Source organism: Streptomyces sp. NPDC014882, from assembly GCF_043081325.1.
In the GTDB taxonomy this organism is placed as follows: domain Bacteria; phylum Actinomycetota; class Actinomycetes; order Streptomycetales; family Streptomycetaceae; genus Streptomyces.
In genome coordinates, this window is the sequence record NZ_JBIBWL010000004.1 from 233,340 (window position 1) to 245,554 (window position 12,215).

Below are 12,215 nucleotides of genomic sequence, written 5' to 3' on the forward strand. Positions count from 1 at the left end.
CCTGCGTCGATCCTCAGTGGGTGTCCGTGTCCCGCTCCAGCAGCGGGGACGCGTCGGAGAGTACCCCGGCGATCCTGGCCAGGGCCGCCTCGTCCCGCTCCACGGCGTCGAGCACCGGGCCCCGCGCGATGTTCCAGCGCCGGGCGACGGCGGCCGGGTCCTCCCCGGTCAGCAGGCCCGCCGCCTGTGCCGCGGCGCCCAGGGCCACGAGCTCCTTGGCGTCCGGGATCTGCACGGGCCGCCCGGACAGCCGTCGCACGGTCTGCTGCCAGGCCGCGCCGCGGGCGCCGCCGCCGATCAGCAGCAGCGGGGCGGAACGGTCCGCGTCCTCGTCGAGGACCAGGTCGAGCGCGCCGAGCAGGGAGTGCACGGCACCGTCGTAGGCGGCCTGGAGCAGCTGGCCGGCGGTGGTGTCGTGGCGCAGGCCGTGCAGCAGGCCGGAGGCGTTCGGCAGGTTCGGGGTGCGCTCGCCGTCCAGGTAGGGCAGGAGCGTCAGACCGGCGGCGGGCTCGACGGCCTCGCGGTCGAGGCCGAGCAGGGCGGCGACGCGGTCGACGGCGAGGGTGCAGTTCAGCGTGCACGCCAGCGGGAGCCAGGCGCCGTGCGCGTCGGCGAAGCCGGCCACCGTGCCCGTCGGGTCGGTGGGGCGCCGCTTCGAGACGGCGTACACCGTGCCCGAGGTGCCGAGGCTCAGGACCGGGGCGCCGGGGCGCAGTCCGAGGCCGAGCGCGGCCGCCGCGTTGTCGCCGGTGCCCGCGGCGACCAGGGTGCCCTTGGAGAACGGCAGGTCGTGGCCGTCGCGCACGGTGCCCGCCACCTCGCCGGGCCGCACCACGCGCGGCAGCAGGGCCGGGTCGAGGCCGACGTGGGCCAGGATCCCGTCGTCGTACGCCTCGGTCGCGGACGCCCACCAGCCGGTGCCGGAGGCGTCACCGCGGTCGGTCGTGCCCTCGCCCGTGAGCCGTTCGGTGAGGTAGTCGTGGGGGAGGCGTACGGCCTTGGTCGCGCGCAGGGCCTCGGGCTCGTGCTCGGCGAGCCACGCCCACTTCGTGACCGTGAAGGAGGCGGCCGGCACCGATCCGGTGCGCTCCGCCCAGAACTTCGCGCCGCCCAGCTCCTCCGTCAGCCTGCGGGCCTGCGGGGCCGAGCGCACGTCGTTCCACAGCAGCGCCGGGCGCACCGGTTCGCCGTGCCCGTCCAGCGTCACGAGCCCGTGCTGCTGTCCGCCGATGGACACGGCAGCCGCTTCGCGGGCCGCGTCACCGCACTGGCGCAGGGCCTCGTGCAGGGCGTCCCACCACTGGCGCGGGTCGCTCTCCCGGCCGGCGCCGGAGGTCACCGTGTGCGGTGCCTGGCCGCTCGCGACGACCTGGCCGGTGGCCGCGTCGACGACCAGCACCTTCGTGGACTGGGTGGACGTGTCCACGCCGACGACGAGCGGACCCTCGGCTGCTGACATCGGGATCTCCCTAACTTTTTCCGCGGCTCCGCGGGATCTGACTTCCCAGAGATGCTTCCGCATACTAATTTGTAAACGGCCATGACGAAATAGTCAGCGAGTCAGTCTTCAAGCAAGGAGCCGCGGCATGAGCTACCAGCCCACCCCCGATGACAAGTTCACTTTCGGTCTGTGGACCGTCGGCTGGCAGGGACGCGACCCGTTCGGTGACGCCACGCGGCGCGCCCTGGACCCGGTCGAGACGGTGCGGCGCCTGGCCGAGCTGGGCGCGCACGGCGTGACCTTCCACGACGACGACCTGATCCCCTTCGGGTCCTCCGACAGCGAGCGCGAGGAGCACGTCAAGCGCTTCCGCCAGGCCCTGGACGCCACCGGCATGAAGGTGCCGATGGCCACCACCAACCTCTTCACGCACCCGGTCTTCAAGGACGGCGCGTTCACCGCGAACGACCGCGACGTGCGCCGCTACGCGCTGCGCAAGACGATCCGCAACATCGACCTGGCCGCCGAGCTGGGTGCGAAGACCTACGTGGCCTGGGGCGGGCGCGAGGGCGCGGAGTCCGGTGCCGCCAAGGACGTGCGCGTCGCCCTGGACCGCATGAAGGAGGCCTTCGACCTCCTCGGCGAGTACGTCGTCGAGCAGGGCTACGACCTGCGCTTCGCCATCGAGCCCAAGCCGAACGAGCCCCGCGGCGACATCCTGCTGCCCACCGTCGGGCACGCGCTGGCGTTCATCGAGCGCCTGGAGCGCCCGGAGATGTACGGCGTCAACCCCGAGGTCGGTCACGAGCAGATGGCGGGCCTGAACTTCCCGCACGGCATCGCCCAGGCGCTGTGGGCGGGCAAGCTCTTCCACATCGACCTCAACGGCCAGTCCGGCATCAAGTACGACCAGGACCTGCGCTTCGGCGCCGGTGACCTGCGCTCGGCGTTCTGGCTGGTCGACCTGCTGGAGAGCGCCGGCTACGAGGGCCCCAAGCACTTCGACTTCAAGCCCCCGCGCACCGAGGACCTCGACGGCGTGTGGGCGTCGGCCGCGGGCTGCATGCGCAACTACCTGATCCTCAAGGAGCGTGCGGCCGCGTTCCGCGACGACCCCGAGGTCCAGCAGGCCCTGCGCGACTCCCGTCTGGACCAGCTGGCCCAGGCCACCGCCGCCGACGGGCTGCAGGCCCTGCTCGCCGACCGTTCGGCGTTCGAGGACTTCGACGCCGACGCGGCCGCCGCCCGCGGCATGGCCTTCGAGCGCCTCGACCAGCTCGCCATGGACCACCTGCTCGGCGCCCGCGGCTGACGGCACGCGCGCGTGGGTGCGCCCGGGCCCTTCCCGGCGCCCTCACGCGCGCCGCGCGTCCTGCTGCGCGCGCGTGCGGCCGACCAGGTACGCGCGCGTCGCTCATGACGACGTCATCACGTACGCGCGTGCGCCGTCGAGGCACATGCGCGCGCGTGCCGTCGAGTACGCCGTGCCGGTGGCCTCCGCGGTGAGCACGTCGTGTCGACGGCCTCCGTGGTGCGCACGTCGTACCGGTGGCCTCCGTGGTGATGACGCCGGAACGGTGCCGTCCACGGCATGAGCCGGTATCAACTTCCGTGCGGGGGTCGCGCGTCGGCGCGCCCACCGCGATCCTGGACGCCATGGCCATGCCGCCCGTACCGCCCCAGCCGCCCGGTCCGCCGGGTGACACGCCGCCTCCGGGCGGCTTCGGACCACCCTCCCCGGGCTTCGGCCCCGACCACGGCTCGGGAGGCGGCGACCGGCCGCCGCCCCGGCCGTCCTCCGCGCCGCCCGGTCCTCCCGGTGGCCCCGGAAGGCGCAGGAACCCGCTCTTCGCCGTACTGGCGCTGCTGGTCGCCGCCGCGGCCGTCGTCACCGTGGTGCTGATGACCTCCGGGGACGACGATTCGCCCGACGGCGACGCACCGGCGGGCACGGGCTCCTCGCCCGCCCCCTCGTTCCGCCTGCCGAGCGGGCTGCCGAGCGGCCTGCCCAGCGGGTTGCCGAGCGGCTTCCCGACCGAACTGCCGTCCCGGCTCCCCACCGGGCTCCCCGACGGGCTGCCGACCGTGCTGCCGAGCGATCTCGAGTCCCTCCTGCCGTCCGTGGGGGAGCTGCTCCCCTGAGCCTGCCGTCGTACGGCGCGCATGAGGCCGCGTGCCGCATCGCGTGTCGCCGCACGCGCGGGAGGGAGGCCTCACACCGCATCACGCGTGACGGCGTGTGCGGCACACGCGCGTGCCGCACACGCACACCGTCGCCGCCCGGCCGCGTGCCGCCCGGTCCGGTGTCACCGGTCGGCCGTCACAGCCCCCTCGGCAGCCGCACGTACGTCACCTTCGTCTCGATGCCGCTGTCGACCAGCCGGCCCCGGGCGTCGAACGCGCCCGCGCCGTCCGTCATCCCGAAGTCGTTGTCGTTGATCAGGGCGAGTGTGTCGCGGTTCACGAGCGCGACGCCCTCGATCTTGCCGGGCACTCCGGCGACCGTGCCGAGGTCGACGACCAGTCGCTTGGAGAGCACCGGGACGCCCGCGGCCGCCGGGTCCGCCAGCTGTTCCAGCGACGGCGACGTCGCCCCGTCGTCCCAGCGGTCCCCCAGGATGTCCGCCCCGCGGTCCAGCCGCACCAGGTGCAGGCGGGCGGCCTTGTCGGTCCGCTCCTCGACCAGCAGCCGGTCACCGCCCGCCGCGACGACCGAGGAGATCTTGAGTTCGGAGGTGTCGTCCTCGCTCGGGTCGACCACCGCCACCGGGTCGAAGCGGTACGCGTACTCGGCGGTGACCGCCTTCTTCTTCGGCGAGAAGCGCAGCAGGCGCACCGTGCGCGAGGCCTCGCCGGCGTCCTTGTCCGGCAGCGACAGCGGGCTCTGCACCGCCAGCACGAGGTCGCCGCCCGGCAACTGCGCGAGCCCCTCGAATCCGCGGTTGACCTTGCGGTGCAACAGCACCCCGGGCAGCGCCTCCACCACCGGATAGTCGGCCCCCGTCAGGTTCAGGCCCTCGGGCACGTAGCGGGTGAGGACCCTCCCGCGCGCGGAGACGTGCACGAGCGAGGGCCCGTACTCGTCGACGAGCCAGAAGCCGCCGCCCGCCGCCGGCACGACGCCCTCGGTGTCCAGCCCGTTCGGATCGAACGGCAGCGGCGTCCGCGCGTCGTGGGAGTACGGCGCCTCGTCGCGTTCCGCCTGGTTCGGCAGGCCCGTCACGGGCTTGCCGGACGAGGTGGTGAGCGGGATCGACCGGAGCACCCTCACGGTGTCCCCGGACACCTTGATCCGCACGATCGCCGGATCGAAGCCGGGCACCGGGAACGTCCGGCGCTTCGTACCGTCCACCTTGATCTGGCCGTTGGGACCGCGGTCGGTGACCGTCCAGTACTCGCCCTCGCGGCCCACCGGGTGGATGTCGCTGCCGATGCCGCCGAGGTCCACGCCCCGGTCCTCGGCGACGGTGCCGGGCAGGAGCGCGTTGCTGAACGTCCCGAGCGGGATGTCGCCGAGCGTCGCCGTCGCGATGACGCGCGCCTCCCCGGGCCGCGGGTGGGCGGACGCCGGGTCGGCGGCCGTGAGGGCGGTCAGCACGGCGAGCGGTACGACCGCCGCGACGGAACGCCGGACCGCGCGTCGGCCGGTGGCATGCGGGGACATCGAGCCTCCTGGGGAACAACGGTGGTGACAGCGGACAGCGTCGGTTCACCCGCGGAACGCCGTGCGACGCCCCGGTGAACGCGTTCCGTCCGACGACCGTCGGTCCCGCCCGCACGCCTCCACCGGAGCGGCCCTCACCTCAGCAGGGCTCTCCCGCCCCGTCGGACCCGACGGCGGCCAGGGCCGTCGCCGGATCCCCGGCCGCGCCCCCGGCTGGAACCCAGCGCCCGCGCTCCTTGCGATACGGCCACCAGCGGCCGTCCCGCCCCAGACGCAGCTGAGCGGCCGACCCGGCCACCGTCCACCGGTTGCCCCGTGCCCGCAGCGCCGGCCGCTCGTCCTCCGCCCAGGCGGCGTCCAGAGCGGCACGCGCGCGTGCGAGGGCCTCGCCCTCGACGGTCCACTCCTCCTCGAGCACCGCCAGCGCGGCCCCACCGCCGATGCGCCAGGCCCGGACGGCCAGTTCCAGCTGCTCCCGGTCACGCCCGGAGCCGGCGGCGAGCCGGTCCGACACGGGGCGCGGCGGCCCGGCGTCTCCGGGACCGTCCGCCGCCAGCCGCACCGCGTCCTCCCCGACCGTCAGTGCTCCGGCCGGAGCCCGCCGTTCCGTCCCGCCCCGCAGGGCCTCCGCCAGCAGGGCGCGGGCCCGTACGGCCGTGCGGGCGGCCAGGAGTTCCAGGGCGGCCGGTTCCACCTCGCCGACGGGCGGGACCCCGGTGTGCAACGAGGGCGGCACGCCGGGCCGTCCGGGCAGCTCGGGGACGGCGGGCAACGGGGGCAGGACGTGCCCGGCGAGGTACGCCTCCAGCGCGTCCACGCCTTCCCGCGGGGCGGGCGCGGTCGCGGCCGGTGCCGCGGCGGTGCTGCGGTCCTGGAGGCCGGCGAGGAGGGCCCGTTCGGCGCCGCCGCGCAGGAGCAGCAGGACGAACGGATCCTCGTCGAGCAGTCGCGCCACCTGATAGCACAGGGCCGCCGTGTGGCCGCAGTGGTCCCAGGCGCCGCAGCCGCACTCCGCCTCCGGCTCGCCCGGTCCCGGCAGCAGGTCGACACCCGCCGTCCCCGCGTCCTCGACCAGGTGCGGCGGCAGTTCACGGTCGAGCAGCGCGGCCACGTGCCCGGCCCTTTCCACGGCCAGGTCCAGGAACCGGTCCCACTGGCCGTCCGTCAGGACGTCGAGCAGCACATCGGCCCGGTACCCCGTGCCGTCGCGGTCCCTGACCACGGCCGTGACGCGCCCCGGCCGTACCGACACGGCGCCCACGGCCCCCGCGCGCGCGAGCCCGCGGCCCGTCCGCATCGGTTTCTCGTCCAGCGCCCCGTCCTCCAGGGCGGCCAGCCACGCCCGCCCCCACCACGACCGCGCGAAACCCTTTCCCCGCGGGGGTGGTGGCGGCTGGAAGACACGTTCCCGCTCGCTGTCGTACGACGTCATCGCGTTCCCCCTCGCAGTTCCACCAGCTCGGCCAGTTCGGCGTCCGACAGCTCGGTGAGCCCCGCCTCCCCGGAGCCGAGCACGGCGTCGGCGAGTTCGCGCTTGCGGCGCAGCATGTCGGCGATGCGGTCCTCGACCGTGCCCTCCGCGATCAGCCGGTGCACCTGCACCGGCCGGGTCTGCCCGATGCGGTGGGCCCGGTCGGTGGCCTGTGCCTCGACGGCCGGGTTCCACCAGCGGTCGTAGTGCACGACGTGCTCCGCGCGCGTCAGGTTGAGTCCGGTCCCGGCCGCCTTGAGCGACAACAGGAACACGGGCACCTCGCCGTCCTGGAAGCGCGCCACCATGGCCTCGCGCTCCGCGACGGGAGTGCCGCCGTGCAGGAGTCGGGTCGGCACGCCCCGCGCCGCCAGATGGCGCTCGAGAACCCGCGCCATGCGCACGTACTGCGTGAAGACCAGGACGCTCGCCCCCTCGGCGAGGATCGTGTCGAGCAGCTCGTCCAGCAGTTCGAGCTTCCCGGAGCGCCCGGCGGTCCTCGGCCGTTCCTCCTTGAGGTACTGCGCCGGGTGGTTGCAGATCTGCTTGAGGTCCGTCAGGAGCTTCACGACCAGTCCGCGCCGTGCCATGTCGTCCGCCCCGGCGATCGTCGCGAGCGTCTCGCGCACCACGGCTTCGTACAGGCCCGCCTGTTCCCCGGTCAGGGACACCGGGTGATCGGTCTCGGTCTTGGGCGGCAGCTCCGGCGCGATGCCCGGGTCCGACTTGCGGCGGCGCAGCAGGAACGGGGTCACGAGCCGGGCGAGCCGTTCGGCCGCGGCCGGGTCCCCGCCCTCCTCGACCGCCCGGGCGTACCGGGCGCGGAACGTGCCCAGCCGGCCCAGCAGTCCGGGGGTCGTCCAGTCCAGGATCGCCCACAGTTCCGACAGGTTGTTCTCGACCGGCGTTCCCGTGAGCGCCACGCGCGCGCGTGTCCTGATCGTGCGCAGTGCTCGCGCGGTCTCCGCGTACGGGTTCTTCACGTGCTGCGCCTCGTCCGCCACCACCAGCCCCCAGGACACCCCGCCGAGCCGGCCCGCGTCCGTGCGCAGGGTGCCGTAGGTGGTGAGGACGAACTCCCCGTCGGCCAGGTCCGCGAGATCGCGGCGCGGCCCGTGGAAGCGGCGCACGGGTGTGCCGGGGGCGAACTTCTCGATCTCCCGCTGCCAGTTGCCCATGAGGGACGTCGGGCAGACCACCAGGGTGGGGCCGGCGGCCGAGGGATCCGTCCGGCGGTGCAGGTGGAGGGCGATCAGCGTGACGGTCTTGCCGAGGCCCATGTCGTCGGCCAGGCAGCAGCCGACCCCCAGGGACGTGTTCCTGGCCAGCCAGCCGAGGCCGTACCGCTGGTAGTCGCGCAGCGTCGCGTGGAGCGCGGCGGGCTGTTCCACCGGTTCCTGGTCCTGCGGGCGCGTCAGACGCTCCCGCAGGACCGCCAGCCATCCGGTGGGCCGCACCTCGACCAGACGGCCGTCGACCTCCGTGGAGCCCGTCAGGGCGGCGCCGAGCGCGTCGACCGGGGTCACCTCGCGGTCCCGCCGGTCGTGAGCACGGCGCACCTCCCGGGGGTCGATCAGCACCCACTGGTCGCGCAGCCGCACGAGCGGCCGGTTCGCCTCGGCGAGGCGGTCCAGTTCCTCGCGCGTGAGGCGACGGTCGCCCAGCGCGAACCACCAGCTGAGGGTGAGGACCGCGTCCGCGGACAGGAACGACGGCGTGTCCGAGGCGGCCCGGTCCGGCCCGGCGGCGTCGTCGGGCGGGCCCACCACCGCGCGGGTGGTGAGCGTGCGTGCCAGCTCCCTGGGCCAGTGCACCTCGACTCCCGCCGCGGCCAGCGCCCGCGACCCCTCTCCCAGGAGTTCCGAGACCTCCTCGTCGACCAGGTCGACGGCGTCCGGTACGGCCGTCGACAGCAGGGGCGTGAGGGCGGGCCACGCGCGGGCGGCGCGGCGCAGGGCGAGGAGCGCGTCCCGCCGCGCGCGGGGGCCGAACGCCGTCCGGTCGGCGCCGGAGTCCCGCCAGATCGCGGTGGCGTCCGCGACGAGCGCGGGATCGCTCACGCTGTGCACCTGCGGCACGGCGCGGAAGGACGGCGCCGCTCCCTCGGCGTCCCGGGTGAGCCCCGAGACCTCGATCCGCAGCGAGACCCGTACGCCGGCGTCGTGGCCGGCCGCCACGTCGGCGGCCCAGGCCCGCAACCGCGGCACGTGCAGGGGCTCCGGGGCCGCGTAGGCCGGTCCGCCCGCCAGGAGCGGTGCGGCGGGGGAGCGGGGGAGGGTGTCCGCGACCGCGTCCAGGAAGGCCCGCAGCAGTCCTTCCCGGTCCGGCAGCCGCAGGGGCGGGACGTGGTCCAGCGGCAGGGCGTGTGCCTCGGGAGGCATGGCGGCGGCCAGCCGGCGCACTCGCTCGACGTCGTCCGGTCCCAGGGGGCCCGCGCGCCAGGCGTCGTGATCGTCGGGGGACAGACCGGGCAGCAGCAGCCCGCGCGCGGTGAGGTCCAGGGCCGTCAGGGCCGCCGCGCCCCAGAAGGCGACCGCCCGGTGCGCCTCGCGCACGGCACGCGCGCGCGTGAGGAGGGTCAGGGCCTCGTGCACCGGAAGCAGCACGGCCGGTACGCGCACCAGCGCCACGCCCGCGCCGGAGGGCCGCACGACGGACAGGTCCTCCGGCGAGCCCGACCCGGGAAGGGGCGGGGCGTCGCCGTCGTGCTGCCAGAAGGCGAAACGGCCGGTGCGCGCGGGCACGCCGGGCACGAACACGGCGGGCCGGCGCGCCAGTTCCTCGATCTCGGACGGTGTTCCCGCGGAAACCCACTGCACAGAGATGCCTGCTCCTCAAATTTGACTACTGGTGTCGGCGGCCGAGGGTACAGCACTCCGCCCCCCGGCGTGTGCCACTGCCGGAAGGACTCCCGGAGGAGGCGCGGCCGAGGGGGTCTCAGGGGCATCTCGGGGTGGACGTCAGGGACGTCTCAGGGAGGATGCTGGAACCGGACACCGCGCGGAGCCGTTCTCACATCAGAGAGCGGCAGTGGCCGCGGAGGAGGCGACGCACATGTCGAAGAACGCGAAGATCGCCGCAGGGGGAGTGGCCGTAGGGCTCCTGCTGCTGATCTGGCTGCCCCTGTGGGCGGTTCTGCTGATCGTGCTGGGGGTTCCGGCCGTGGCGTACCTCACGCTGGATCCCTCGCAGCGGCGCAGGCTGCGCCGGGTCACGCGCAAGGAGATCGGCCGCTGATCCGCGGGGGCCGCGTCGCGGCCCCCGCCGTCCGGCATGCGTCCGGGCTCCGCCGTCCGGGTTCAGCTGGGCCGTACGGCCATCTTGTCGAGCGCCTCGAGCAGGCCGGGCAGTTCGGGTCCCCGCCCGACCGGCAGCACCTCGCCCGGTTCGTCGTCGAGCAGGACGAAGGCGATGTCGTCGGTGCGGGCCACCAGCGACCAGCCGGGACCGTCCGCGCGCAGCGTGCGCGCGTCACCCGCGGCGAACGACGAGCGCACGCGTCCCGGCGGAGGCGGTGTCTCCACGTAGGCGCGGACCTCCGCGAGGACACGTCGTACGCCACCGTGTCCCGCCGTGGCGTCCCCGCCGTCCTCCGCCCCGCCGTCGCCCGGCCCGGCCGCCTCCGTCCCGTCCGGTGCGGGCGCGAACTCGGAGTCGTCGATCTGCTCCCGCCACAGCGCCCACTGGAGCGCGATCTCGTCGGCTCCCAGCCGCCGCTGCGCGGGGCCCCAGGCGGTCGTGTCCGGCGGGCGCAGAGCGGGACCGTCCGTCTCCTCCGGTCCGGGGTCGTGAGGCGCCGGCACGCCGGGCGCCGCGACGGCCACCGCCAGGGGCCAGCCGGGCAGGGCGGCGACCACCGTCCGCTCGTCGGGCGACAGGTCGTACTCCATGCCGCAGTCCCACGACGCGATGGCGACGGCCACCAGCGACACGTCGTCGATGACGACCGTCCACCGAGCGCCCTCACCGTCCTGGCCCAGCACCAGGCCGTAGCCGTCGGCCAGCGGCGCGAGGCCGAGCGCCGCGCAGGCCTCCGGGTAGTCGTCGCCCAGCACACTCGGGAACTTCGCCGGCGTCAGCAGCACCGCCGTGAGCACGTAGAGCGCATCGTCGGCGGCGGCGACGGCGTCCTCTTCCGTCCCTGCCATCCCAGCCTCCCCATCGGTTCGTCCGTCGGCGCGCACCCTAGTGCGGCGAGAAGGTGCTTGTCACGACTCCCCGACCCGCCCGGAGCTGCAGTTCTCCCACCGGACGGGGGCGAATCGCCCTCAGGTCGCCCTCAGGTCGCCGACAGCGTCACGCCGGCGGCAGCCCGAGAAGGGCCCGCGCCACCGCCCGCGGCGACTCGTCGCGCTCACGCGCGAGTGCGATCACCGCCCGGCACGCCAGTTCGTTGACCCCGAAGGACAGCGCCTCGGGGGACACCCAGCCCGCCGCCTCCTCCATCCCGTCCTGATCGTCCTCCGCGCACGCCGCCACGTACGCGGCGGCCGCCTCGAACAGGTTGGGCGCGCGCCCCGTGCCGGATCCCCGCGGCTTTCCGGCGGGACGCGCGTCGCCCGGCCGCGGCCGCCCGCGCGTGGCGCCGAGCAGCCGCTCCCGGATCCTGCCGACCGAGTCGAACATCGCCGACCGCCTTTCCTCACATGGTTGCGCCGACCGAGCGTCCACCGGACGTCACTCACAGTAGAGTCGTGGTTCCGGCGGCAGAAGGGGGACGGAGCGGTGAAGCGCTACGAGCGGCTCGGACGGATCCGGCGCATGGACCCCGTGACGGAGGCCTCCGAGATCTACCGGCTGACCGTCGCCCACGAGTTCCCCTGGGACTTCACCCGAGCCCTGGAACTCGCCCTCTACCGCACCTACGCGGTGCCGAGCATCGGCGGTCTGCTCGCCCGCACGGCGGAACTCACGGAGCGTTCCCAGAAGCGCTACGACGACACCGCGCTGCTCCTCGACGCCGTCGTCGAGCACGGATTCGACAGCGAACAGGGCCGGACGGCCGTGCGCCGCATCAACCGCATGCACCGCAGCTACGACATCAGCGACGACGACATGCGCTACGTGCTCTGCACGTTCGTCGTCGTGCCCAAGCGCTGGATCGACGCCTACGGATGGCGCAGGCTGTCCCGCCACGAGATCGTCGCCTCCACCGTCCACTACCGCACCCTCGGACACCGGATGGGCATCAAGGACATCCCCTCGTCCTACGAGGAGTTCGAAGCCTGCCTCGACGCCTACGAGGAGGCCCACTTCGGCTGGGACGAAGGCGCACGGGCGGTCTCGGACGCCACCCTCGACCTGATGGCCTCCTGGTACCCGAGGCCGCTCGCCCCCGTGCTGCGCACCACCACCCTCGCCCTGCTGGACGAACCGCTCCTGCGGGCCTTCCGGTACACCCCGCCCGGCCCCCTCACGCGCGCGCTGGTCCGCCGGGCCGTACGCGCGCGCGGACGTGCCGTCCGTCTCCTCCCGCCGCGCCGCGCACCGCACTTCGCGCGCCAGAACCGGGAGATCAGGAGTTACCCGCAGGGCTACCGCCTCGAGCAGTTGGGCACCCGGCCGACACCCGGCCTGCGGGGCTGCCCCGTACGGCACGGTGACGGCTCGGCCGCCCGGTGACGTCGGCGTCCCGCGCG

General features: G+C 74.7%; 10 protein-coding genes. 4 read left to right on the forward strand and 6 right to left on the reverse strand.

Annotated elements, in window-relative coordinates; all coding sequences use genetic code 11:
• Positions 1 to 13: 13 nt before the first annotated feature.
• On the reverse strand, positions 14 to 1,459 hold the full coding sequence (xylB, locus tag ACF09K_RS12340) for a xylulokinase (protein WP_392242807.1): 1,446 nt from the start codon (positions 1,457 to 1,459) through the stop codon (positions 14 to 16).
• Positions 1,460 to 1,586: 127 nt separating this feature from the next.
• On the opposite strand from xylB, the gene xylA reads away from it, so the two are divergent.
• Both xylA and ACF09K_RS12350 read left to right on the forward strand, forming a co-directional pair.
• Entirely contained in the window at positions 1,587 to 2,753 is a 1,167-nt protein-coding gene (gene xylA / locus ACF09K_RS12345; RefSeq protein ID WP_392242809.1) for a xylose isomerase, read from the forward strand.
• A gap of 344 nt (positions 2,754 to 3,097) precedes the next feature.
• A complete protein-coding gene (locus ACF09K_RS12350; protein ID WP_392242811.1) occupies positions 3,098 to 3,583 on the forward strand; it encodes a hypothetical protein in 486 nt (161 codons plus the stop codon).
• 178 nt (positions 3,584 to 3,761) lie between these two features.
• Here the strand turns inward: ACF09K_RS12350 and ACF09K_RS12355 are convergent, their stop codons facing one another.
• From ACF09K_RS12355 to ACF09K_RS12365, 3 genes are all read right to left on the reverse strand, one after another.
• Positions 3,762 to 5,105, reverse strand: coding sequence for an esterase-like activity of phytase family protein (locus ACF09K_RS12355; protein WP_392242813.1), 1,344 nt, complete (start codon positions 5,103 to 5,105; stop codon positions 3,762 to 3,764).
• A 139-nt stretch (positions 5,106 to 5,244) separates the two neighbouring features.
• A complete protein-coding gene (locus ACF09K_RS12360) occupies positions 5,245 to 6,537 on the reverse strand; it encodes an SWF or SNF family helicase (protein WP_392242815.1) in 1,293 nt (430 codons plus the stop codon).
• Positions 6,534 to 9,395 carry an SNF2-related protein gene (locus ACF09K_RS12365; protein WP_392242817.1) on the reverse strand — a complete coding sequence of 954 codons (2,862 nt, stop codon included), beginning with the start codon at positions 9,393 to 9,395 and terminating at the stop codon, positions 6,534 to 6,536. Before ACF09K_RS12365 ends, ACF09K_RS12360 begins: the two co-directional genes overlap by 4 nt.
• A gap of 235 nt (positions 9,396 to 9,630) precedes the next feature.
• Between ACF09K_RS12365 and ACF09K_RS12370 the strand changes: the two genes are divergently transcribed.
• The gene (locus ACF09K_RS12370; protein WP_392242819.1) at positions 9,631 to 9,813 is read left to right on the forward strand and encodes a hypothetical protein; all 183 of its coding nucleotides are present in this window, start codon (positions 9,631 to 9,633) and stop codon (positions 9,811 to 9,813) included.
• A gap of 62 nt (positions 9,814 to 9,875) precedes the next feature.
• On the opposite strand, the gene ACF09K_RS12375 is transcribed toward ACF09K_RS12370, so the two are convergent.
• Complete coding sequence (locus ACF09K_RS12375) at positions 9,876 to 10,724, reverse strand: hypothetical protein (protein WP_392242821.1); 849 nt, start codon at positions 10,722 to 10,724, stop codon at positions 9,876 to 9,878.
• Positions 10,725 to 10,872: 148 nt separating this feature from the next.
• Entirely contained in the window at positions 10,873 to 11,202 is a 330-nt protein-coding gene (locus tag ACF09K_RS12380) for a hypothetical protein (RefSeq protein ID WP_392242823.1), read from the reverse strand.
• 99 nt (positions 11,203 to 11,301) lie between these two features.
• Here ACF09K_RS12380 and ACF09K_RS12385 point away from each other — a divergent pair, with 99 nt between their 5' ends.
• On the forward strand, positions 11,302 to 12,198 hold the full coding sequence (locus tag ACF09K_RS12385) for an oxygenase MpaB family protein (RefSeq protein ID WP_392242825.1): 897 nt from the start codon (positions 11,302 to 11,304) through the stop codon (positions 12,196 to 12,198).
• The last annotated feature ends 17 nt before the right edge of the window (positions 12,199 to 12,215 follow it).